Raw genomic sequence first — 23438 nt, forward strand, 5'->3', positions numbered from 1 at the left:
GCTCACCTGTCCCGGAGTCGGGGGTCGAGGGTCTGTTCCAGGGACCGGGTCATGGTGACCAGGCCGATCTGGAAGAGCATGATCATCACCATCGGCGCGATGAGGAACGGCGCCGCCGAGGGCAGCAGGAACGCGTTGTTGTCCCAGGCCTGCTGGATCATCAGGCCCCAGTTGTCGGCGGTGCTGGGCAGCAGGCCGAGCAGGTACATGCCGACGACGGCGTAGATCGCGTTGGTGATGGCGATGATGAAGTTGATGAAGATGTAGCCGGCCATGTTGGGCAGCACCTCGACGAAGAGGATGCGTGCGGTGCCGAGGTCCTGCAGGCGGGCGGCCTCCACGAACTCGCGTTCCTTGAGGGTCAGGACCTGCGCCCTGATCGAGCGCATGAGGAACGGCCAGGTCACGAGCCCGATGATGAAGGAGACGACCAGTGGCGAGGACGTGCGGTAGAAGGAGGCCACGACCAGCATCAGGACGATGAACGGGATCGTCATCGTGATGTCGGTGAGCTGGAGCAGGAAGTGGTCGATGCGTCCGCGCACGTATCCGGCGATGCCGCCGAGGACCACGGCGATGGCGACGGTGATGAGCGCGGCCACGACACCGACCCAGATGGGTTCCCGTCCGCCCATGACGAGCTGGACGAAGGTGTCCTTGCCCTCGTGGTTGGTGCCCAGCCAGTGCTCGGAGCTGATGGGACCCCAGATGGCGGTGGTGTCCGTGGGGTTGTACGGATCCACGAGGTAGGGGCCCACGAAAGCGAAGGCCAGGACGCTCAGGACCAGGCAGAGCCCGACGATCCCGCTGGTGGTGCGGGTGAGGCCCCGGGCGATGGTGCCCCAGACACCGGCGGCGGGGGCGGAGGTGGTGACGGCCATGCTGGTGCCCCCTCAGGTTCGGATGCGCGGGTCGAGACGGCTGTAGAGGAGGTCCGCGACGAGGTTGGCCAGCACCACGCACGTGGTGATGATGACCAGCAGCCCCTGCAGGAGCGGATAGTCGCGGTAGTTGACGGCGTCCAGGAGCAGCCCGCCCACGCCCTTGTAGACCAGGACCTGTTCGACGAAGATCGCGCCGCCCACGAGGGTCCCGAAGGAGATCGCGATCTGGGCGACCAGCGGCAGGACGGCGTTGCGGCCGACGTAGGAGAAGGCGATGCGGCGGTCGCGCAGCCCGCGGGCCCGGGCGACGGTGACGTAGTCCTCACCGAGCACCTCGGTGGTGGAGGCCTTCATGACGAGCATCCACGTACCGATGATGGCGAGCACATAGGTGATGATCGGCAGAGCCGCGTGGTAGAGGGCGTCGCCGACGAACTCCGCCGTGAGACCGGGTTGCACGCCGGGGCTCAGGGTGCCGCGCAGGTCGATGGGGTCGAACCAGCCGAGGTACATGCCGCCGCCGGTGACGAGCAGCATGGCGATGAGGTAGTTGGGCACCGCCCCGAGCACGGAGGCGACGACGCTGAGCACGTGGTCGAGCACCCGGTTGCGCCAGTAGGCCATGACCATGCCCAGGGCGAGGCCGAGCACGATGGCCACGAGCGTTCCGACACCGATGCTGAACAGGGTCCAGGGCAGGTACGCGCCGATCGCCTCGGCCACGGTCTGCCCGGGCCGGTTGATGGTGTTGCCCATGTCGAGGGTGGCCAGGCCGGAGATGAACTCCCACCACTGGCTCCACAGCGGGGCGTCGGGATCGTAGGCCAGGGAGTTGATCGCGACCGCGCGCGCCTCGTCCATCGACATGCCGCCCTGGGTGAGGCGGCCGGCCATGACGTCCACGGGGTCGCCCGGCATGGCCCTGCCGAGGAAGAAGGTCACGTTGGCGACGACGAACACGACGACGAAGGCCTTGCGGACCTTCACGAACACGTAGTTCGACCAGATCCGGCGCAGCGGCGGGACGCGGGCCCCGTCGTCCCGGGCGGTCGTGGCGCCGCTCCCGGGGTCGGGCGGCGGAGGGCCGGCCGCGATGTCGGTTGCCACGGGAGGGGTGCTCCTTCGGGCGGGGGCATCGGGGGACTAATAGGAAACTTTCCTAATAGATTGTTACCGTAACCGACCTCCCCGCCCCGCACCAGAGGGCGCACACGTTTGTTTCCGGTTGGAGACCTGACCCCGGACGCACGTGTGCCCCCGGAGCGGCGCTCCGGGGGCACACGTGCGGGGGCGTCTGCTGGCCCTAGAACCGGGCGTTGTCGAGGGTGCCCTCGGTCTGGCCCGCGGGATCGAACACCAGGCACAGGGCCTCGCGGTCGTTGTGGTCCTCCCAGCCCTCGGCGGTCGGGAAGAGCGTGGTGTACTCCAGGGTGGATTCCTCCCACTCCATACCCACGAAACCCTCGAAGGCGTCGACGCACATCTCGTCGGCCAACTCGGCGACCTCCTCCTCACCGGGGAAGGTGCTGTCGCCGTCCAGGTCCGTGGCCTCGTAGACCTCGAAGTCGTGCGGCTCCTCGCAGTCGACCTTGGGGACCTCGGAGACGGTCTCGTCGGGGTTGGAGTCCATCTCGTCGAGGCAGTCGCCGACGCGGAGGGTGAACACGTCGGTGTCGTCCGGGTCCACCTCGTCCGGGAGTTCCTCAGTCCCGGCGGGGTCGTCGGTGGGCTCCTCCACCTCGGGGGACTCCTCTTCCGCGGGCTCGGGCGACGGACTCTCGTCCGCGCTGTCACCGCTCAGAGCCGGGGGCAGCAGGGGCAGTTGGCCGCACGCCGAGAGCGACAGCGCGGCACCGGCTGCGAAGGTCCCGAGAACGATGCGGCCGGGCAGCAAGCGGCGCGATTCGGACAACATGAGCACTCCACTGTTCGGTTCGGTCGTGCACCGGCCTGACATCCGGTGACACTCATACTGATGCGCACACCCGGCCGCTGGTTTCACCGCAGGGCTGTGCAAAACGGGCGGATTACTCGGCCGCCCCTCCTCCGGAACGCGGCCGCGCAGGTCACGGCGGTTCATACCGGGGGTCGGCAGGATCCGTCCGGTCGGACACCGGCACCCTCCTGGCGGCCGGTGGACATCTCCCTGGTCTCGAGAAAGCAGAGAATCTCCCGGCCGCCGGCACTGCCCCAGCGCTGCCGAGTCGGCACGAGGTGGCCCGCCCGGATCGCGCTCGCCACGTGGTCGATGTCGATGAAGCCGGCGAAGGCCCGGCCCCGCGCCCGTCGACGGACTGTTCGTCGACGGAGATCTCGCCGGAGTGGTCACCGTCGGGCAGGTCCTCCGCGTGGAAGAACTCACCGCCGTGCGGCTCGGACAGTGCGGCCACGGCGCCCGGAGCCGGGGTGGAGGCGGCGACGCGTCGGACCTCGGGGACCGAGGGCATGAATGCACTCCAGGGGGTTTCGTGGGGGGCTTCCGCGCGAACGGGAGAAGGCAAGAATTTCCCATCGCGGCCCGGCTGTCAATTCCGTTCCGTGAGACATTCGCCTGCACCGAGAACACTCGGACCATCACCCGTCGTGCCTGGTGGGGACGGCGCACCATCGCGAAACCGCGACTCTCGATCGCCACGGGAACACCCAGGGAAATGACGCAGGAACGGCGGGCACACCGAACCGAATTCGATCCGTGCCAAAGGGTTTTCCGAACGGCGAGTTCACGGGCGCCCGGGCCCGGAGGGGCGGACGCCGGCGGTGGCACTCCGGCCCCTGCGTGGGAACACGGATTCCGCGGGGTGGGCCGGCACCCGGTGCACCGGCACGGGCCTCGGACACGACGAAGGCCCCGGTCCGACGACCGGGGCCTTCGCTGTATGGTGCGCCATCAAGGACTCGAACCTTGGACCCGCTGATTAAGAGTCAGCTGCTCTGCCAACTGAGCTAATGGCGCTTGTCGTGTGGCGTCCGGGACCGACCCGTCCGCCGTTCTCGAGCCTACCGGAACTCCGGAGTGTTCCGATTCGCACGAGAGGCGATGTAGGACACATCCTGAGCGTGGCACAAGCGTGACCCCGGCGTTTTGACCGAGGCCACCGTGCTCGTGCGTCATCAAGGACTCGAACCTTGGACCCGCTGATTAAGAGTCAGCTGCTCTGCCAACTGAGCTAATGGCGCTTGTCGTGTGGCGTCCGGGACCGACCCGTCCGCCGTTCTCGAGCCTACCGGAACTCCGGAGTGTTCCGATTCGCACGAGAGGCGATGTAGGACACATCCTGAGCGTGGCACAAGCGTGACCCCGGCGTTTTGACCGAGGCCACCGTGCTCGTGCGTCATCAAGGACTCGAACCTTGGACCCGCTGATTAAGAGTCAGCTGCTCTGCCAACTGAGCTAATGGCGCTTGTCGTGTGGCGTCCGGGACCGACCCGTCCGCCGTTCTCGAGCCTACCGGAACTCCGGAGTGTTCCGATTCGCACGAGAGGCGATGTAGGACACATCCTGAGCGTGGCACAAGCGTGACCCCGGCGTTTTGACCGAGGCCACCGTGCTCGTGCGTCATCAAGGACTCGAACCTTGGACCCGCTGATTAAGAGTCAGCTGCTCTGCCAACTGAGCTAATGACGCCCGCCGCTCCCAGGGGCGGCTCCTGCCCTTCCGGGCGGCCTCCCTGGCGACGTCGTCAACTCTAGCAGGAGCTCGGGACGGCCGCGAATCGACGCAGTTCTGCCCCGGGACCCGTCCGCCGTACCGGACCTAGGCGAAGGCCAGGACCAGCGCGACGACGATGCCGATGGCGAGCACGACGCCCACCCCGGCCAGGACCAACGGCAGAATCGGGCGCCGGGCGGACTCCTCCGGCTCGGGGTTCTCGTCGACGAAACGGCGGAAGTGCTGCGTGGTGCCCGCCGGGTCAGGGTTGGGTTCGTTGTTCTGTGCCATGGACCAGACACTAGCGACTCGTGTGAGCGCTGAGCACCCCTGGAAGAAGATCTGGCCCATTTCACAACCCGCATTGACCTCCGGCCCCTCACCTCCCTCACTTCTCCCGTTCTCGCTTGACCCCGGAGGCCCCGCCTTGGTGCCCGCGTCACCGCAGTGAAAGCGGGGCGTAAGACGCAAGGCGCACACTCTGCTCAGGCGGGCCGAGAGCGGTCGGTACTTCCCCGCGGTCGCGACGGTTCGCCACGGGCCCGGCGTTCAGGACTGCGGCCATACGGCCCACCGGGGTGCGAGCCCGCGCCGGGTCCACATCCCCCATCCTGCGCACGAGTTCCCGGACGGTCTGCCCGGGGTTGGCGCGCAACCACTCCGCCGCCATGCGCAGGACGAGGGGGAGGCCGTCGCAGAGGCCGACCAGGTGCTCCATCTCCGGCTCGGGCCGGCGGCCGAGGAGGTCGGCGAGCACGCGCACGGCGTCACCGTCCCCGAGCGGGCCGATACTCACGGTGCGGAAGCCCTCGAACGCCAGGAGGGCGGTGAGCCGGATGCGACTCACCACCAGCACCGCGCACCCTGCTCCGGGAAGGAGCGGGCGGACCTGGTCGGCGGAGCGGGCGTGGTCCATGAGCACCAGGACGCGCCGTCCGGCGAGCGCCGAGCGGAGCCGGACCGCGCCCACCACCGTGTCGCGGGGCGGATGCGCGGACGGGTCCGGCACGAGAACGCGCAGGAGCCTGCGCTGCACGTCGAGCGCGCGGCGCGGGGCACCGTCGGCCTCGCGCAGGTCGACGTACAGCTGCCCGTCGGGGAACGCGTCGAGGACGGAGTGCGCCCAGTGCAGGGCGAGCGCGCTCGCGTCGGTTCCCGAGGGACCCCGGAGCAGGACGGGGCGGGGCCGGTCGCCGTAGGGGTCGGCGAGCCGGTCGAGCTCGATCAGGGCCGCTTTCCTGCCGACCGCCGTTCCCGGCGGGGCGGGGAGTTCAGCGGGCACCTTCGACGCCCGCGGCTCCGGGAGACGCACCAACCCGCGGCGCGCCGCCGGTTCCGGCCCGTGCCCGTGCTCAGCAGGGCTTCGGGACGCCCGCTTACGCGCGCACGCACACGTACCCGGGCAGGCGGTCCCGGCCGCGCATGTGTGCACAGGGCCCCCTTCCCCGCCCGACGTCGTCGCGGGGCGGGTCACGTACGGGGCCACGTGCGCATGCGCCGGCGCAACACCGGGGGCCCGCCCCCCGTCATCACGGATCCCCACGTCGCGGGAACCGTCAGCCGTTCCGTCCACCGCGGCCCCGGCGCCGTCCGACAACACCGCCCGGTACACCGAGCACAGTTCGTCGCCGGGCTCCGCGCCCCGCCGCTCGGCCAGGGCCGCCCGCGTCCGCTCGTACACCCGCAGCGCCTCGTCGCTGCGCCCGCTCCGTTGCAGCGCCCTCATCCGCATCCGCGCCAGCGGCTCCCCCCCNTGTCACGGATACGCTCCGCGACACGCTCGTGGTCCCCGTGGGCCAGGCCGGCGGCGAATCCCTCCTCCGCGGCGTCCAGGAGCTCTTCGGTGAGCGGCGCGACATCCTCCTCGTGCAGCACCGGCCCGGACACGTCGGCCAGCACCGGACCGCGCCACAGTTCCAGAGCACGCGCGAAGTGGTCGGCACACCCCGCGAGATCTCCACCGTGCCGAGCATCGCGCGCCGCCCCCACGAGCGAACGCCACCGCAGCAGGTCGCACTCCTCTTCCCGGAGGTCGACCCTGTACCCGCCGTCGTCGCCGAGCACCAACGGCGTTCCCAGGCGCTCGGTGCAGAGCGCACGCAGCCGGGCAACGTGCACATGGAGTGCGCCCCTGCGATCGGTGCCCTCTGCGCCACGCCCCCACATCCGGGGCGCCAGCACATCGGCGGGTACGGTACGGCCCACACGCAACAGAAGTGCGGTGAGCAGGGCACGGCGTTTGTTCCCGCGCAGCAACAGGGGCTCTCCCCCGGCCTCGACGGTGAGGCGGCCCAACAGCCCCACGCGTACCCGCGGCTCGGCCCGGCCGCCCAGCGACACTCCGCATCCCCCCTACGACAGCGCCGGCGGGCACCTCGCGCCGGCCCGTCGCGCCTGTACGTGACCAAGCGTGCCCGTCGAGCTGGGACGGCGCAACGGATCCGGGGCACTTGCCGCACAGGACCGCACTTGGAATGCTGGATTCTCCCGATTTTTCCCCTCACTGCGTTGACTCTGCACCACGACCGAAAGAAACTTTCCTCCATGGCGCAAACTCCGAAGCCGACCGACGAGCACGAGGAGGCCGAGCAGACGGCCGCCTCCCCGGTGCCCACGACGGTCCTGCGGATCCGTTCGCTGCTGCCGTCGTTGGCCCCCGCCGAGCGCCGCGTCGCACAGCGCATCGTCGACGACCCCGAACGCGCCGCCGCCTCCTCCATCACCCAGCTCGCCAAGGACTGCGCCACCTCCGAGGCAACCGTCATCCGCTTCTGTCGCACCATCGACTTCAGCGGGTACCGGGAACTGCGCCTGGCGCTGGGGACCGAGGCGGGACAGGTGCGCGGAGCACGGTCCACCACGGCCGAGCCCTCCAGCGACATCAACCCCGACGACACCCTCGCCTCGGTCGTGCACAAGATCGCCTACACCGACGCCAAGGCGGTGGAGGAGACCGGTGCCGCCCTCGACGTGGACGAGCTCCGCGCGGTCATCGACGCCATGGCCGGGGCCCGGCGCGTGGACGTGTACGGCGTGGGCGCGAGCGCGTTCGTCGGGGCCGACCTGCAACAGAAGCTGCACCGGATCGGGTTGGCCTCGTTCTCGTGGTCGGACGCGCACGTGATGCTCACCAGCGCCGCGCTGTTGGGCGGGGAGGACGTGGCGATCGGGATCTCCCACAGCGGCGCGACCCTGGACACCGTGCAGGCGTTGTCGGAGGCGGGCCGGCGCGGCGCCAGGACCGTGGCGATCACCAACTTCCCGCGTTCGGCCATCGGTTTCGCGGACCACGTCCTGACCACAGCGGCCCGCGAGACGACGTTCCGGTCGGGGGCCACCGCCAGTCGGCTCCCCNACTGCCTGTTCGTCGGCCTCGCCCAGCTCCGCTACGCAGACAGCCGCACCGCCCTGGAGACGACCTACGAGGCGGTCCGCGGACTCCGGATGCACGACGACAGCAGACGCCGCCGCGGCGGCGCACCAGAGTGAGGGAGAGCCCGGGTGCGGACCGAAGAGGAGAGGGCTGTGGACGACGGTGACGTCCCGTCGAACGGGGACCACGGAACGGCCGAGGGTGAGGCCGTGATCGTGCGCGCCCCCACCGAGGCACGGAACTCGGGCACCTACGACATCGACCTGTTGCCGGCGTTGGGGATCCTGCGGGAGGTCAACGCCGAGGACACGACGGTCCCGCGCGCGGTGGGCGCGGTCCTGCCGGAGCTCGCGCGAGCCGTGGAGCTGGGGGTGGCGGCCCTGGAGAGCGGGGCCGCCGTCCACTACTTCGGCGCCGGGACCTCGGGCCGGATCGCGACCCAGGACGCGGCGGAGCTCCCTCCCACCTACGGGGTTCCTCCCGAGTGGGTGATCGCGCACCATGCGGGCGGCAACGAGGCCGTGCAGCGCGCCGTGGAGGGCGTGGAGGACGACTGGGAGACCGGGAGGGCGGACGCCGCCGAGGTCGTCCCTGGGTCTCTGGTGATCGGGCTGGCCGCGAGCGGCCGGACCCCGTACGTGGGCGGTGCGCTGGAGGCGGCGCGGGAGCGTTCGGCCCGCACGGTACTCATCAGCGCCAACCCGGACGCTCCCCTGGCCGACGCCGCCGACGTGCACGTGGGGATGGCGACGGGGGCCGAGGTCATCGCCGGTTCCACGCGCATGAAGGCCGGGACCGCGCAGAAGCTCGCGCTGAACTCCTTCTCGACCGCGGTGATGGTCCGGATGGGGCGCACCTACTCGAACCTGATGGTTGGCGTGGACGCCACCAACGGGAAGCTGCGCGGGCGTGTGGTGACGATCCTCGTGCAGGCCACGGGGCTCGGCGAGGAGGAGTGCGCCCGCGCACTGACCGCCGCCGGGGGTGACACCCGGACCGCGTTGGTGTCGTTGCTGGCGGAGGTGGACGCCGACAGTGCCGCACAGGCACTGAACGGCGCGCAGGGGCGGGTACGTACGGCGCTGACGAGTCTGGGGATCCCCGGCCAGGAACCCTCCGGCTGATGGGCGCGGGGCCGCTCCGTGCGGCCCCGGGCACCGGCCCTCGAGCGGGGGTGGCCGTCACCCCCGCTCGAGGGCGTTCCCGAGCAGCCCGATGGGCGGGGACCCCAGCGCGAGCAGGGCGCGGTGGAACCGTGCGAGCGAGAACCCTCTGCCCCACACACGGCGCGCCCGCTCGCGCACGGCCAGGATCTCGAGCTTGCCCCACGTGTACCGCCCGTACGTGGGGTCGAAGGTCGCCCGGCGGGCCTCCGAGAGCGCGGCCGGCCCCCGCAGCGGGGTGTCCGCCTCGAACCGCGCGGCCCCCTCGGCCACGGTCGCACCGCCCGTGTGCATCGCGATCGCCACCGACAGCCGCGTGACCCTGATCAGCGCCTCCACGTACACCCCGATCTCGTAGTGGGTCGGGGTCCAGTCGTGCCCGTCCAGGAACCCGGCACCGGCCACGCGCTCGGCCGCGTAGGCGCCGAAACCCTCCTCCAGCAGCATCTCCTCCGCGTAGTGCGCCCACCCCTCGGCGAAGGTCATGGAGTGCAGCGAGGCACGCACGGGGCTCTTCGACGCGCGCATCGCCCGCCAGTGCGAGAAGTGGCCGGGCGCGACCTCGTGCACGCTCACGGCGGGCAGCGTGGTGTGGCTGAACATCTCCAGCCACTCCGCGCTCTCCTTCGGCGACCACGAGGTGTGCGGCGGGGTGATGTAGTAGTACGAAGGGGTGTCGCCCTCCCAGGGCCCGCCGCCGGCCATCATTGCGGTGGCCCAGCGCTGCGACTCGGGGGACTCCTCCACCCGGCACTCCCCGGTGTCGTCCGGAACCAGCCCCAGCTCGGTGGTGAAGTCGCGGGCCAACCGGGTCCACTGCCGGGCAGCGTCGAGAACCCGGTCGGCGGAGGGGTGGCGGGCCGTGAGCTCGCGGGTGAGGTCCATGGCGTCCCGTCCGGGATCCAGGCGCGCGGCGGCCTCGCCCAGACCGTCCAGGAGCCGGTCGCGTTCCTCTTCCGCCCGGCGGGCGAGCACGGCCAGGTCGACGTCGGCGGCCTCGGGAACCCCCATGAGCCGGGCGAGCTTGTCCGCGCCCAGAGCCGCCTCGTCCGGCCCGTTCTCGGCGGCCTCGCGCACGTGCGCGACCAGGCGGGCGTGGGCAGCCAGGGCGGTCTCCCTCTCCTGCGCGGGCAGGCCCGCGGGCACGTCGGCGCCCACCCCCTCGACCGCACCCATGAGCGAACGCGCGACCGGCGCCGGAACCCGGTCCAAGGAAGTGAGCGCGTTCTCGACCAGCTGCGGCCAGTGGCCCAGGTGCTCGCGCTTGGCCTGTTCCCTCACCTCACGCGGGGCGTACTCGCGGTCGTAGCCGGACAGGTCCATCTCCGACGCGTGCAGGAGCGGGTTGGAGCGGTACTCCTCCAGCTGAAGGTTGCTCAGCCGCAGCCCCTCCTCGAACGCGGTGGCGTGCGCCTCGTCGTGGGCGTCGCCGTACGCGCGCACGGTCTCGGTGTCCAGGCGCCGCATCCCGGCCTCCACCCCGTCGGGCGAGAGGTCGGCGACGACCCCGTCGTAGTCGTGCATCCCGGCCCCCTCCCGCATGGTTCCGGGGACGAGGTCGGCCAGTGCGCGCAACCGCGGCGGCAGCGCGTCGATCTGCCGGGGCTGAGGGGATCTCGGTGACTCGTGGGACATGCGGGCGACCTTAGCCGTGCGGGGATCGCGGACGCAGCAGGATTGCCGGTTCCGGCCAGGAACCTCTGCGCGGTTCCGCTCGTCCACCCGGGTGTGACGAACCCAGAGCCCTCTTCCGCTTCGCGATCGTCCCGCAAACGCCTGGTGCTGCGCGCCGCCGTCGCCGTGTGCGCGGCGGTCGCCGTACTGAGCACCGTGGCGTTCGTGTGGCAGCTGAACTCCACGTCGGACCACCGCCACGCCGCGGCCGACGTCCCCGACCGCCCCGTCGCGGTGGTGCTGGGCGCGGGCGTGCGTTCGGACGGAGAGCCCAGCAGGATGCTCTCCCACCGCCTGGACGTGGCGGTGGAGCTCTACGAGGCGGGCAGTGTCGAGGTGGTGCTGGTCAGCGGAGACAACGGCGAGGACCACTACAACGAGACCGACACGATGGCGGCGTACCTGGTGGAGGCGGGTGTTCCGGAGGAGTACGTCGTCGGCGACCACGCGGGCTTCTCCACGTGGGACACCTGCGCGCGGGCCAACGAGGTCTTCGGGGTGGAGGAGGCCACGGTCGTCTCGCAGGACTTCCACGTCCCGCGGGCAGTGCAGCTGTGCCGGGCCGCGGGCATCGACGCGGTGGGTGTGGGCGAGTCCCTCATGGACGAGCGCCGCACGGGCACGGTGTACGGATGGATGCGCGAGGTCCCCGCGGCGCTGTCGTCCGCGGTGACGGCCTGGTCGCTGCCGGAGCCGGAGCTGCTGGGCGACTACGAGACGGGCGTGGACGACGCACTGGCGAGCCGGTGAGGCCCGGCACCGGGCGCCCCGTCCCGCGAGGGGAGAGGGGCGCCCGCGGTACGGCGACGTCAGCGGCCGGCGCCGAACAGCCGACCGAGCAGCCCCTGGGGCCGCTCCTGCTCCATGGGGCGGGACTGCTCGACCGGCGCGGGCCCCTCGGCCGACTCCTCCGGCTCGGGCTCCGCACCCACCAGCGCGCAGTAGTCCTCTGCGTTGTCGGGCAGCGCCCAGGACCGCAGGGTCTCCCGCAGCTCCTCGTCCTCCCAGGCGGAGGCGTGCAGCTCGGCGATGGTCCACAGGACCTTGAGCGTCTCCTCGTCGTAGTCCGCGCTCGCGTGCTCCTCGGCGGTGTGCTCCTTCGAGCGTGGGCCCAGAACGAGCTCCAGGCCCACCCCGGTGACGAGGGCACGGGACTCCTCCTCGCCCTTGATGAGCTGGGGCAGGATGTCCAGGCGCAGGCGGCGGGCGCGCTCACCGGCGCGCCCCAGGGCGAGGAAGCCCAGTACCTGCGGGGAACGGTTCCCGCAGTGCGGCCACGACTCGTTGAACAGCCCCTCGTAGCCCATGTTCGTGCCCCCGCCGCGGCCGATGCGGCGCAGGGCCTCGCGCGGGGTGTTCTCGCCGTGCACGAGCACCATCGCGACCGAGGCCGCGAAGGAGTTGTACAGGTTGCCGCCGCCCATCTGGTGGGTGAGGCCGATACCGGTGTCCACATCGGCGGGGTCGGCGAGCAGCCCGAGCGCGAACAGCTCGGCGGGCAGGGGCTCGCCGCCGTCCATGGCCTGGCTCATCGCCTCGCGGAAGCTGGTGGGCTGCTGCGGGGTGGGGCGCAGGTCCTTGGCAAGCAGCACGTGGGAGGCGCCGGTGATCTCCGAGACGATGCGCTCGGCCTGCGACGGCAGGAACGCCAGCAGGTAGCTGACCCACTCCCCCGCCCGGTCCATGCCGCCGCGGTTCGAGCCGCCCTTGAGCAGGTCGACGAGGTCGGGCACCCGCGCGCACACGGCGAGGTGGGTGTCGAGCTCGGCCTGGAGCAGCGCCGCACCCTGGTCCTGTTCCATGACGGCGAGTCGGTTGCGCATGCGCCGGTGGTGCTGCTCGTCGGGTGCTTCCTCGGCCCACTCCCGGTACTGCTCGCGGACCTTCTCGGCGTCGTTGGTGGTGGCCCATGAGACCTCGTCCCGCCACTGGTCGAGGTCGCGGGCCTCGGGGAAGCGGTCCTCGGCGTGTGCGCTGACCAGCTCGAGCAGCAGGCTCAGGGGACGGTAGCGGTCGGTGGCCGGGGTGGACTCGGCGCAGGCGATGTCGACGAGGAAGTCGGCGGCGCGGGGCGCGGCCAGATGGCCGGGGGCGGGGAAGCGAATGATGTCGTGGAGTTCGGAGACGGCGTTGTCGCTGCCCGCGAGCTGGTCGAGCAGCTCGGGGATGCGGTCACCGCCCTCGGGGGCCAGGGAGGCCCAGTCCACGTCGTGTGCCCCGCTGGGGACGTCGTTGGCGTCGTTTCCGGTGGTGGCGTTCATGGCCCCGATTATCCCGTCTCGGGGGCGGGCTGCGAACCCGGATGGGGGTGCCTCGGGTCTCGGTTCCAGGAGACCCGGGGTCGCGGGCCCCGTCCGGCGCCTCAGACCTCCGTGTGCGCGGGCTCCGGGCGCAACACCGCGTCCCGCAGGGCCTTGACCGACGCCCCGGCCTCGCGCGCATGGCCGATGACCGTGGAACGCCGGCGCGCCCCCATGCTCCGGTCGCCCACCCCGACGGCGTCGATGCCCGCGGCGCGGGCCAGGGCGATGGTGCGCGGCAGGTGGAAGGCCTGGGTGACCATGACCGCCTCGTGCACCCCGAAGAGGTCACGCACGCGCACGCACGTGTCCCAGGTGCGGTAGCCGTACCGGTCGGCCTCGACCTGCGCGGCCGGAACCCCGTGCTCGACGAGGTAGGCGGTCATGGTGTCGGTCTCCCGGCGCGAGGTCTCCCGGTTGTCGCCGGAGACGACGATGCGCCCCACCCGTCCGGCCCGGTACAGCGCGAGGGCGATGTCGAGGCGCCGGGCCAGCAGCGGCGAGGGGCCGTCGTCCCAGGCGGCGGCTCCGAGCACGACGGCGGTCGGGCGTCCGGGTACGCCGTCGACGGCGTGGGTGCGGCCGAGGGCCGACGCACGGGTCCAGGCCAGGGGCGTGAGGGCGCAGACCACTGCCGCGCCGACCGCGAACCACGCTCCCACGGGGCCGCCTTTCCGTTGTTCCGGGGCACGCGCCCGCGTGCCGTGTGTGGGGCGGTCAGCCGCCGAAAAGGCCGCCGAACCGGGAGAACTTCTTGTACCGCACCCGGAGTTCGCCGCCCTTGGCCTCACCGGTGATGACGAAGTGCGGGACGCCGTGTCTGCGGACGGTGTCGACCTGGTTCTTGAGGGAGCCGAACCAGGCTGCGTCGACGTCGACGTGGGCGGTGGCCCCCTCGGGCAGGATGATGTCGCCGCTGCCGGCGGAGGCGTCGATCCGGATCTCGGTGACCGGGGAGGTCAGGCGCGCCTCACGCAGGTCGATCCGGCAGGAGCCCCAGCGGTTGTTGATCTCGACGCGGGAGGGGACCTCCCACTCGCCCTTGCGCACGATGGAGTCGCCCTTGGCGTTGATGATCAGGGGCTCGCCGTTCCCAGCGGCGGCGGGGCCTGCGGGGGCCGGGTTCGGGGCGGGGGCGGCGCCGTGGGAACCGCTAACGGTGTGCGGCAGGTCGGCGACGAGCGGGTCGAGGTCGGCGTAGACCTGGGAGGCGTAGGTGCGCTCAAGGCGGTCGTCGAGTTCGCCGAGGGTGATGCGGCCCTCAGCGGCGGCCTCACGGAGGACGGCGGCGACCTGGTCGCGGTCGGCGTCGGAGACACGCATGCGGCTGTTGTCCTGGGGTGCCACTGTCCTCGACTGTCCTCTCGAATGCCCTCGTGCGTTCCCTTCAAGCCTAGGACACCCCGTCCGGGGCCGGAACGCTCGTCCCGGAACCGGTGCGGACCGGCCGGGGGCAACGCCCGACCCCGCGGCCGGCCGGGGACGCGGAAACTGCGCCGCGACCGCGCTTTGACCCGGGCTTGGTGCGGGTACCGCTTCTCCACAGTGCTTCGACCGGCGTGACGGAACGGCTGAGGACTCTGCCGGGGTAGGACGGACCCCGGCAGGGCCCTGAGCCTGCAGGGCCGGGCACTCGGCACCGGCCCCGCCGCTCAACGATCCCGCATTCCCCCGGACCTGCACAGAGCGTGTCCGGTGTTGGCCACGGAGTGAGAGCTTCGCCCCCGCCCTCCGTGCGTGTTTCGGTCCCCCCGCTACGGCCCCGCCCCTCCCCCGCCTCGCACGACCGCGCTCGACGCACACACGAACGGATCGCGCACATCACCTTCACCGGGCGCGACACCACTGATTCCGGTCATGCCACAAGACCCCATTCGGTCATCGCTCCTCGCGGACGAACCGCAGGTCGTGCACCACACGCGAACGAACCTCCGGAGGATCTCGAACTCAGATACGAAAGATCCCAGTTGAGCTGCATGGACACACTCGATCCGAGCCTTCCCGGAAAGACCCCCGAAGGCCCTTCCCGAAGCGTTTGCCGGAATTCGGCCGCGAGAACGACGACCAGTGAAGACGCGGGGTCACACACCCTGCTCCCAGGTCGACGACCGGAGGAAACCACACGTGTCCGCCCTCGTGATCGCCCCGGCGTTCCTCAACGACTTCAACCACCTGACCCCCGAGGTCCAGCTCGGCACCCTGTCCGTGATGCGCGCCTACAGTTCCGGTCATGCCCCCGACATGGAACCGGTCCCGGGCGCCGCCGACCCCGGTGTGCGGATCGTCGGCGTCACCCCCGACTGGTCCGGCGTCGTGGTGCCCGACCAGGACGACCACTACCGACTGCTCACCGTGCGCCCGCGCGCCCAGGCGCTGGAGTTCGCCCGCGATGTACTCCCCGAACCCCTCGGCCCCGCCGACCCCACCCCCTCCGGACCTCCCGAGCTGTCCGGCGCGCTGTCGGCACCCTTCGACCAGTGGCAGGTCACGCTCCACCCCGACCAGCACCGGGTCACCGAGGCCCACTACAGCGGTTCCACTCAGGTCACGGGCGGACCCGGGACCGGCAAGACCGTCATCGCCCTGCACCGCGCGGCCCACCTGGCCATGCGCGACGCAGCCGCCCACCCCGAGCAGGTCCGGGAATCGGTTCTGCTCACGACCTACGACCGGGCGCCGGCCCAGACCCTGTCCGAGCGGCTCGACCAGCTCCTGCCCGACCCGGCCGTGCGTGCACGGGTGCGAGTGTCCACCATCGGCGCGGTGGCGCACTCCGTGGTCAGTTCGCACACACGCACCGCTCCGCAGGTGATCGACCGCGACGAACTCGCCCGGCGCTGGCGGGCGGTGGCGGTGTCCGACGGGCTGCCGTACTCGGGGCGCTTCCTGGTGGACGAGTGGGAACAGGTCCTGCTCGCCCAGGGACTGGAGACACTTCCCGACTACATCCGGTGCGAGCGCAGCGGCCGTGTGCACCATCTGGCCCCCGAGTACCGGCGGCAGGTGTGGGAGACGGTGCGCCGCTTCGTCGGCGCGATGCGCGTGGAGGGGGTGTGGACCCACCCTCAGCTGGCCGCCGAGGCCGCCCGGCTCCTGGAGCAGAAGGCGCCGCTGTTCCGGCACGTGGTGGTCGACGAGGCCCAGGACCTCCACCCGGCCCAGTGGCGGATGCTGCGCGCGGCCGTTCCGGAGGGCCCGGACGATCTGTTCGTGGTCGGTGACCCGCACCAGCGGGTGTCCGACAACAGGGTCTCGCTCGCCTCGCTCGGCATCAACGTGCGCGGCCGCGGGCACCGGCTGCGTATCAGTTACCGGGTGACGCAGGAGATCCTCGACTGGGCCAGGCCCCTGCTCGGCCACCGCCCCGCACTGGGTATGGACGACGACGCCGACACCCTGGCCGGTTACCATTCGCTGCTGCGCGGCCCGGCGCCCGTCGTGCGCGGTTGTTCCGACCCGGCCGAGGAGATGCGCGCGCTGGGCGACTGGGTGCGTGTGTGGCTGGAGGCCGGGGTCGGGCCGGAGGGCATCGCGGTCGCCGGCCGCAACCAGTGGGTGGTCCGCAAGGTCGCCAAGGAACTGGAGGCGCGCGGGGTCCCGACCGTGCCGACGGAGACCTCGGGCCGTGCCGACGCGGTGCGGGTCGGCACGATGCACCGGCTCAAGGGGCAGGAGTTCCGGTGCGTGGCACTGGTCGGTGTGAGCGACCACCTGCTGCCGCCCGAGGCCGCGATCGAGGCGGCCGAGGGTGACCAGGTGGCGATGGAACAGGCGGTCCAGCGCGAGCGCATGCTGCTGTTCGTGGCCTGTACGCGGGCGCGCGACGCCCTCTACGTCTCACACGTGGGGCCCGCGAGCCGGTTGGTACAGCCCCAGGCGGTCTGACTCCGCTCCTCCCCCGGCCATGGCACGGGGAGGGGAGCCACCGCGGTGGCTCCCCTCCCCACTGCGCTCGGGCCGTACCGGCGGCCCTCACTGTTGTTCCGGGTTGTGCCGGGCGTTGAGGCCCGGGATGCTCATGGTGTCGGTGGCGGCGAGGGGATCGCTGACGTCGACGTCGGTGACGATCATGATGGGCAGGAGCAGGGGCGGCGGGAAGTCCGGCGTGAAGGTCAGGGGGATGCCCAGGATCCTCACGTTCATCTCGGTGACGTGCAGGACCACGTCGCCGTCCATGGACAGTTCGGGAAGGTCCAGTGACATCCGGGTCCCGGCGTCGTCGAACCACAGCTCGCCTTCCACGAGGTCGGCCGTGCTCATGCTGAGCCGGAGGTAACGCTGGGGCCCCTCGTCCGTCGAACACTCCACCACGCCCTCGTAACGGGCCCCGGTCATGGTCAGCCGGTCGGCGGTCAACCCCGACGTCCTGGTCGAGCCGGTGAAGCAGTCGTCCGCCTCGTCGACGGCGGCCTCGGGACGGGTGCCGTCCTCCTCGGCGGCCTGGCAGGCTTCGACCGCCTCGAGGAACTCCTCCTCGTCCTCGACGAGGCCTTCCTCGCCCACGAGGTACTCGCACTCTGCGGCGTCGGGCTCCTCGTCGTCCTCGTCGTCGTCCTCGTCCTCTTCTTCCTCGTCCTCCTCGACGTCGTCGTCCTCGTCGGGATCGTCGTCGCCGTCCTCGGGGTCGGGATCGGGTGTGTCTTCGGGCTCCTCGTCGTCCTCGGTGCCGTCGGTGGGCTCCTCGGAAGGCGGTTCCTCCTCACCCTGCTCCTCCTCGTCGTCGGGGACGAGCCAGTCCCAGATGGAGGTCGGAGCCGGGGCGGAGGCCAGGGTGACTACCAGGGCCAGGGGCAGAGCTACGGCCGCGAGGGGCCGGTTCTCCGTGGGGGGTCGTCTCACTTTCGCCTCCGGATTCCGGTCAGGCGAGTCCACTTCGGGGAGCTCCCGCCCTCGTCCGAGGATGCGGGCTCCGCGGTGCGGGTACCGGGGCCTTCGTCCCCGGCGGAGGGGTTCTGGTCGTCGGACGCGGCGTCCTCGCCGGTCTCGTCGCCACCGGTCGGGTCCTCGTCACGGCTGTCGGCCCCCTGCTCCCGGCGACGCCCCCCGGGGCGCGGTTCCCGGGCCGAGGGCCCCCAGGCGAAGACGAGGGCTCCGCCCACGATGCCGAGCAGCATCCCGATGACGAACCCGCCGAAGTTGGAGGTCACGAAGGACACCAGCGCGAGCATGATCCCGACCATCCCGAAGAAGGAGTTCTGCGCGGGCTGGAACCAGCTCAGAACCCCGATCCCGATCAGGAGCATGCCGATGAGGTTGCCGGAGATCCCGGCAATACCGGCGTAGATGATCAGGTCGACGGGCAGGATCAGGCTCTGCGCAGCGGGGGCCACGAGGAGCTCGATACCGGCTGCCGCGAGCAGGGCGCCGCCCCAGAACGGACGGCCTCGCCGCCAGTCCCGGAACCGGGCGCGCCCTGAGCGCAGCTTGGTCATTGCGTCGGCCATGGCGTCAGAAACACTCGTTGTTTCCGGGCTGGACCGCGAGACCGAGGCCGGACAGGCGCAGGGTGCCGGCGGTCACGGCCCACGAGGTGAGCTCCATCTCGTCGACGGTGATGGTGTCTGACTGCATGCCGAAACCACCGGCCGGCCCCTGGGCGCCGTCGACCTTGTCGAGGGTGCTGGCGTCGCGGCCGATCTCCATCTGGCTGAACTCGGCGTTGCCCTGGAGTTGTTCGATGTCGATCACCATCGAGGAGCCCTCGACGGGGTTGTTCTCACCTGCCGTGATGACCAGCGTCGCCTCGCCGATGGGCAGCTCCCACAGCGAGGACATGCACAGGTTGTCGAGCTCGGCGCTCTCGGTGTAAGAGAGGCCGACCGGGCGGGACTCGCCGTCGACCGATTCGGCCACGTCACCGTACTGGGCGAAACCTTCACCGCGGAGCTGGTCCGCGGACATCTTGAAGCTGTCGCCGGAGACGGCGAACGAGGCGGCGAGCAGGCCCTGGGTGGTCATGCCGCCGAGCACGGCGGCGGCCACGAAACCGGGGATCGCCACGAGGGCGAAGCGGCGCCACCTGGTGCCACCGCTGCCGTCGGCCTGCTCAGGCCCGTCCTGAGACATTTGCGATGCCTCGTCGGAAGCCTTGGCCATGAGAGTACCTCCAGAGTTCCACCGCCCGGGGGCGGACGGTGAGGGGGAGCGAAACTTGCGCCGAAGCACGCCTCGCGTGTTACGTGGAACACACCTTACTCGGCGGTAGTGAGGGAGATTACAATATGAATTGTCACATTTCCAGATGGCGCCTTCAATGTTGCGGACTCGTGTCCGGCGCATCACGGGTCGACCGCAACTGACCAGGAGAGAGACAGCTCGTGTCCCCAGACCCCCAGACCGCTCCATCCGCTCAGAACACAGACGCCGACGACCGCTTCGACTACGACGTGCTCGTGGTGGGCTCGGGCTTCGGAGGCTCGGTCAGCGCCTTGCGCCTCACCGAGAAGGGCTACCGCGTCGGCGTCCTGGAGGCCGGCCGACGTTTCACCCCCGAGTCCCTGCCGTCCTCGTCGTGGGACGTGAAGAACTTCCTGTGGGCGCCCCAGGCCGGTATGTACGGCATCCAGCGCATCCACCTTCTGCGCGACGTGATGATCCTGGCCGGGGCCGGGGTCGGCGGCGGCTCCCTCAACTACGCGAACACGCTCTACCACCCCATGGACGCGTTCTTCGAGGACCCGCAGTGGAAGCACATCACCGACTGGAAGTCCGAGCTGGCGCCCTACTACGACCAGGCACGCCGCATGCTGGGTGTGCGCACCAACCCCACCATCACCCCGTCCGACAAGCACCTGCGCGCGGTGGCCGGTGAGATGGGCGTCGAGGACACCTTCCGGCTGACCCCCGTGGGTGTGTGCTTCGGTGACGGCCAGGACGGCGAGGGCAACAGCGCCTCCCCCGGCGAATCCGTGGGCGACCCCTACTTCGGCGGGGCCGGGCCCGAGCGCAGGGCCTGCACGGAGTGCGGCGAGTGCATGACCGGCTGCCGCCACGGCGCCAAGAACACCCTCACGGAGAACTACCTCTGGTTCGCCGAGCGCGGTGGGGCCCGCATCCACCCGCTGACGAGCGTCGAACGCATCCGCGAGCTCCCCGGGGCCCAGGGCGGCGGGTACGCCGTCGACACCCTGGAGACCGACAAGCCCCGGCGCCGCAAGTACGCGCACACCTTCACCGCCCGCCAGGTCGTGGTGGCCGCGGGCACCTACAACACCCAGTCGCTGCTGCACCGCATGCGCGACCAGAAACTGCTGCCGCGCCTGTCAGAGAAACTGGGCACCCTCACCCGCACCAACTCCGAGGCGCTCGTTGGGGCCATGAGCCGGCACGTGCCCTGGCACGAGGACCTCACACACGGCGTGGCGATCACGTCGTCGATCCACCCGAACGAGAACACCCACATCGAGCCGGTGCGGTACGGCAAGGGCTCCAACGCCATGGGGTTGCTGACCGCGATGCAGGTGCCGGGCGACGGTCCGGTCCCGCGTTGGCTGCACTTCCTCGCCAAGGCCGTGCGGCACCCGTACATCTTCGGGCGCAGCTTCTCCAACCGGCGGTGGTCGGAACGCATCATCATCGGCCTGGTGATGCAGTCGCTGGACAACTCGCTGACCACCTCGGTCAAGCGCGGTCTGTTCGGCGGACGCAAGAAGCTCACCTCGCGCCAGGGCCACGGCGAGCCCAACCCGACGTGGATCCCCGAGGGCCAGGAGGCGGCGACCCGGCTGGCCGAGCGCATCGACGGGTTCGCCGGCGGCACCATCGGCGACGTCTTCAACATCCCGATGACGGCGCACTTCCTGGGCGGCTGCCCGATCGGTGACAGCCCCGACAGCGGGGTCATCGACCCCTACCACCGCCTGTACGGGCACCCGGGTGTACACGTGGTCGACGGTTCCGCGGTCACCGCGAACCTGGGGGTGAACCCGTCGCTGACCATCACCGCACAGGCCGAGCGGGCGATGTCACTGTGGCCGAACAAGGGCGAGGAGGACACCAGGCCGCCGCAGAGCGAGGGGTACAAGCGCCTGAAGCCGGTGCACCCGCACGACCCGGCCGTACCGGAGGGCGCCTTCGCCGAGCTGCGCCACACCACGTCCCTGCCGCTGACGGTGGTCGGGCCGAAGGAGGACGGCGAGACCGGCGGAACCGTCACAGCCGACGCCCCGCTGGAGGCCGCGCGTGCGCAGGCAGTGAACGGGGCCGCGCCGGACACCGCGCCGGACGAGTCGCCCGCCGAGGGTTCCACCGGTCAGGAGGGGCCCGGCACCGACTGACCCCGCACCCGCCGGCCCCGTTCGGACCGCCCGCCCGGGCGGGGCCCCACGCGGGTCACCCGCGTGCCGGAGGCGACGGCCGGGGGCCGTTCCGGGGCGCTCTCACGACGCGCCCACGGCGCTGTCCCCGTCCCGGTCGCCCGGTTCTGCGCGCAGTTCCTCCATCGCGTCGGCGAAGTGCTCACCCAGGACATCGTTGATGTGGTCGGCCATGGCTTGGGCCAGGACGGCGTCCACGGCCTGCTGCGCGAGGGGGCGCACGTGGCGGATCAGTTCGGCGGCCTCGGCGATCTCCTCGCTCTCCATGTTGGTGATGGTGGGGTGCTCGGAGAGGATGTGGTCGGCGACGAGGCGGACCATGTGCTCGGCGACGTCACCGACCTTGTCGCGCAGGTTCTCGGCGATGTCCAGGACCGAGTCGACGGTCATGCCGTGCTTGACGAGCTCGCTGCCGGCGTACAGCAGGCGGGGGCTGGGGACCCGGAACCGGAGTCCGTCGCGTTCGATCACCTTGAGGTCCAGGGACCGCTTTATCGTCCGCGGGGTCACGCCCTTGCCGAAGAGCCCTCTGAGGTCGTTGAGGGTGAGGTAGTCGGCGATCTCGTCGCTCCAGGCGTCGCCGACCGCGGACTCGAAACCGAGGATGTCGGAGAGGTCGCCGCCGCGCTCCCACACCTGGAACATCTCGCCGATGTTGGCAAAAGTGTAGCCGCGGCGCAGGAGCTGGCCGATGAGGCGCAGGCGTGCCAGATGGGCCTCGGAGTACAGGCCCACACGCCCTTCCCGCCGGGGTGGGGCGAGCAGGCCACGGTCCTGGTACACCCGGACGTTGCGCACGGTGGTGTCGGCGAGCCGGGCGAGTTCGTCAATGCGGTATTCGGCCATGGCCCAAGCCTAGAGACCTCTTCGGACGTTACCCCCCAGTATGCACAGCCCCCCGCACCCCATTGCACCGATACAACAGCCATTGTAACGTTCGAGAAACAAAAGGTGAACCGGGTCACACCGGCGCCCCCGCCGGACCCGGGAGCCCGCCCCCACCCCGAGGAGAGCAATCGTGGCCACGCCTACGGGAGTCAAGCTCACCGACCGCGAAGACATCGCCAAACGCCTGCTGCGCGGATCAGCCAAGGCCTCCTACGACCCGCTCATCGAGATCGACTGGGACGCCCCGCTCGAGGACAAGTGGGGCATGCGCCCCGAACGCGTCTCCATCCACGGCACCCACCTGTGGGACCGGCTCACGGAGGACGAACAGCGGCGCCTGAGCCGCTTGGAGTTCGCGAGCATCATGACCACGGGGATCTGGTTCGAGACCATCCTCATGCAGATGCTCGTGCGCCACGCCTACCACAACGACCCCACCACGCAGCACGTCCAGTACGCCTACACCGAGATCGCCGACGAGTGCCGGCACACGGTCATGTTCGCCAGGGCAGTGGAGAAACTCGGCTGGCACACCCACAAGCTCGACCCCCTGGCGTTCCACCTCGGCCGCCTCTGCCGGATCGGCGCACACGGCCCCCTGATCTTCGGCGGAGCCCTCTTCGTCGAGGAGATCCTCGACCGCCTCCAGCGTGAGGTCGTCAAGGACGAGTCCGTCGAACCCCTGGTACGGGCCACCTCGCGCATCCACGTCGTGGAGGAGGCCCGCCACATGCGCTACGCCCGCGAGGAGTTCGCCCGCGACTGGCAGAACCGCGGCCCGATCGACCGCGCCTACTCCCGGATCGCTCTAGGCGTGATCGCCTACTTCTCCGCCACCCGCCTGATCAACCCCAAGGTCTACGCCGAGGTCGGGCTCGACCCGCGGGAGGCCGCCCGCGCCGCGAGGCACAACGCCGGCTACGTCCGGAGCAAGACCGACCTGGCGGCCAAGGTCGTGGGGACCCTGTCCACGGCCGGGGCGATCTCGGGCCTCGGCGCATATTTCTGGCGCCGTGCGGGACTCCTGGGGACCGGCGGTCGCAGCCGAGGCGCCCGATAGCGCTGACCTGGGCCGTCACCGGCAAAGACCCGGTGACGGCCCCTGCTCCGGTTGCCCACGGACACTCCACACAGAACCTACTCGTCGGTAAATATCCGATGACGTCCCATTGCATCGTGACAATGAGCGTTG

General features: G+C 70.9%; 20 protein-coding genes, 4 tRNA genes and 1 pseudogene. 6 read left to right on the top strand and 19 right to left on the bottom strand.

Translation table 11 applies throughout. The features are described from left to right. Window positions 1-2: 2 nt before the first annotated feature. The 11 genes and pseudogenes from D474_RS0118490 to D474_RS33510 form a co-directional block, all read right to left on the bottom strand. Window positions 3-881: an ABC transporter permease gene (locus tag D474_RS0118490; RefSeq protein WP_017615008.1), complete on the bottom strand. Its 879-nt coding sequence runs from the start codon at window positions 879-881 to the stop codon at window positions 3-5. Between the two features lie 12 nt (window positions 882-893). After that, entirely contained in the window at window positions 894-1991 is a 1098-nt protein-coding gene (locus tag D474_RS0118495; RefSeq protein WP_017615009.1) for an ABC transporter permease, read from the bottom strand. A gap of 196 nt (window positions 1992-2187) precedes the next feature. Further along, window positions 2188-2799, bottom strand: a complete 612-nt coding sequence (locus D474_RS0118500) for a septum formation family protein (protein WP_040703932.1) — start codon at window positions 2797-2799, stop codon at window positions 2188-2190. 962 nt (window positions 2800-3761) lie between these two features. After that, a tRNA-Lys gene (locus D474_RS0118505) sits at window positions 3762-3837 on the bottom strand. A gap of 151 nt (window positions 3838-3988) precedes the next feature. Continuing rightward, window positions 3989-4061: transfer RNA gene (locus D474_RS0118510), tRNA-Lys, on the bottom strand. Window positions 4062-4212: 151 nt separating this feature from the next. Next, window positions 4213-4285, bottom strand: a tRNA-Lys gene (locus D474_RS0118515). 151 nt (window positions 4286-4436) lie between these two features. Next, window positions 4437-4509, bottom strand: a tRNA-Lys gene (locus D474_RS0118520). Window positions 4510-4638: 129 nt separating this feature from the next. Then, complete coding sequence (locus D474_RS0118525; RefSeq protein ID WP_017615011.1) at window positions 4639-4824, bottom strand: hypothetical protein; 186 nt, start codon at window positions 4822-4824, stop codon at window positions 4639-4641. Window positions 4825-4972: 148 nt separating this feature from the next. Beyond that, window positions 4973-5815 carry a hypothetical protein gene (locus D474_RS33505; RefSeq protein ID WP_017615012.1) on the bottom strand — a complete coding sequence of 281 codons (843 nt, stop codon included), beginning with the start codon at window positions 5813-5815 and terminating at the stop codon, window positions 4973-4975. A 372-nt stretch (window positions 5816-6187) separates the two neighbouring features. Continuing rightward, window positions 6188-6265, bottom strand: a pseudogene (locus D474_RS33930) (BTAD domain-containing putative transcriptional regulator); the annotation flags it as partial. Next, window positions 6256-6699 (bottom strand): AfsR/SARP family transcriptional regulator, encoded by a 444-nt coding sequence (locus D474_RS33510; RefSeq protein WP_449289360.1) that lies wholly within the window; start codon window positions 6697-6699, stop codon window positions 6256-6258. The pseudogene D474_RS33930 and the gene D474_RS33510, both read right to left, overlap by 10 nt. A 378-nt stretch (window positions 6700-7077) precedes the next feature. Here D474_RS33510 and D474_RS0118535 point away from each other — a divergent pair, with 378 nt between their 5' ends. Together D474_RS0118535 and D474_RS0118540 are read left to right on the top strand one after the other, a co-directional pair. Beyond that, window positions 7078-8022, top strand: coding sequence for a MurR/RpiR family transcriptional regulator (locus D474_RS0118535; RefSeq protein ID WP_017615014.1), 945 nt, complete (start codon window positions 7078-7080; stop codon window positions 8020-8022). A 36-nt stretch (window positions 8023-8058) separates the two neighbouring features. Beyond that, a complete protein-coding gene (locus tag D474_RS0118540) occupies window positions 8059-9030 on the top strand; it encodes an N-acetylmuramic acid 6-phosphate etherase (protein WP_017615015.1) in 972 nt (323 codons plus the stop codon). 57 nt (window positions 9031-9087) lie between these two features. Here the strand turns inward: D474_RS0118540 and D474_RS0118545 are convergent, their stop codons facing one another. Next, on the bottom strand, window positions 9088-10704 hold the full coding sequence (locus D474_RS0118545) for a DUF885 family protein (RefSeq protein ID WP_017615016.1): 1617 nt from the start codon (window positions 10702-10704) through the stop codon (window positions 9088-9090). Between the two features lie 93 nt (window positions 10705-10797). Between D474_RS0118545 and D474_RS0118550 the strand changes: the two genes are divergently transcribed. Further along, a complete protein-coding gene (locus D474_RS0118550) occupies window positions 10798-11493 on the top strand; it encodes an ElyC/SanA/YdcF family protein (RefSeq protein WP_017615017.1) in 696 nt (231 codons plus the stop codon). 59 nt (window positions 11494-11552) lie between these two features. Here D474_RS0118550 and D474_RS0118555 read toward each other — a convergent pair whose 3' ends face one another. From D474_RS0118555 to D474_RS0118565, 3 genes are all read right to left on the bottom strand, one after another. Further along, the gene (locus D474_RS0118555) at window positions 11553-13004 is read right to left on the bottom strand and encodes a hypothetical protein (protein WP_017615018.1); all 1452 of its coding nucleotides are present in this window, start codon (window positions 13002-13004) and stop codon (window positions 11553-11555) included. A 101-nt stretch (window positions 13005-13105) separates the two neighbouring features. Beyond that, window positions 13106-13705 carry a SanA/YdcF family protein gene (locus D474_RS0118560; RefSeq protein ID WP_017615019.1) on the bottom strand — a complete coding sequence of 200 codons (600 nt, stop codon included), beginning with the start codon at window positions 13703-13705 and terminating at the stop codon, window positions 13106-13108. Between the two features lie 55 nt (window positions 13706-13760). Further along, window positions 13761-14366: a DUF1707 SHOCT-like domain-containing protein gene (locus D474_RS0118565; protein ID WP_193374026.1), complete on the bottom strand. Its 606-nt coding sequence runs from the start codon at window positions 14364-14366 to the stop codon at window positions 13761-13763. A gap of 801 nt (window positions 14367-15167) precedes the next feature. Between D474_RS0118565 and D474_RS0118570 the strand changes: the two genes are divergently transcribed. Next, entirely contained in the window at window positions 15168-16928 is a 1761-nt protein-coding gene (locus D474_RS0118570; protein WP_017615021.1) for a UvrD-helicase domain-containing protein, read from the top strand. An 87-nt stretch (window positions 16929-17015) separates the two neighbouring features. On the opposite strand, the gene D474_RS32790 is transcribed toward D474_RS0118570, so the two are convergent. The 3 genes from D474_RS32790 to D474_RS0118585 are packed head-to-tail and all read right to left on the bottom strand — an operon-like array spanning window position 17016 to window position 19139. Beyond that, window positions 17016-17882: a hypothetical protein gene (locus tag D474_RS32790; protein WP_017615022.1), complete on the bottom strand. Its 867-nt coding sequence runs from the start codon at window positions 17880-17882 to the stop codon at window positions 17016-17018. Continuing rightward, entirely contained in the window at window positions 17879-18487 is a 609-nt protein-coding gene (locus D474_RS32795) for a DUF6114 domain-containing protein (RefSeq protein ID WP_239647112.1), read from the bottom strand. The genes D474_RS32790 and D474_RS32795 overlap by 4 nt, the downstream gene beginning before the upstream one ends. Before the next feature lie 4 nt (window positions 18488-18491). After that, entirely contained in the window at window positions 18492-19139 is a 648-nt protein-coding gene (locus tag D474_RS0118585) for a DUF6230 family protein (protein ID WP_026118612.1), read from the bottom strand. 221 nt (window positions 19140-19360) lie between these two features. Between D474_RS0118585 and D474_RS0118590 the strand changes: the two genes are divergently transcribed. Beyond that, complete coding sequence (locus D474_RS0118590) at window positions 19361-21319, top strand: GMC oxidoreductase (RefSeq protein WP_017615025.1); 1959 nt, start codon at window positions 19361-19363, stop codon at window positions 21317-21319. 102 nt (window positions 21320-21421) lie between these two features. On the opposite strand, the gene D474_RS0118595 is transcribed toward D474_RS0118590, so the two are convergent. Next, window positions 21422-22204, bottom strand: coding sequence for a MerR family transcriptional regulator (locus D474_RS0118595; protein WP_017615026.1), 783 nt, complete (start codon window positions 22202-22204; stop codon window positions 21422-21424). Window positions 22205-22376: 172 nt separating this feature from the next. Between D474_RS0118595 and D474_RS0118600 the strand changes: the two genes are divergently transcribed. Beyond that, the gene (locus D474_RS0118600) at window positions 22377-23306 is read left to right on the top strand and encodes an AurF N-oxygenase family protein (RefSeq protein WP_017615027.1); all 930 of its coding nucleotides are present in this window, start codon (window positions 22377-22379) and stop codon (window positions 23304-23306) included. Window positions 23307-23438: the final 132 nt, after the last annotated feature.

Source organism: Nocardiopsis salina YIM 90010 (genome assembly GCF_000341025.1).
Taxonomy (GTDB): Bacteria; Actinomycetota; Actinomycetes; order Streptosporangiales; family Streptosporangiaceae; genus Nocardiopsis; species Nocardiopsis salina.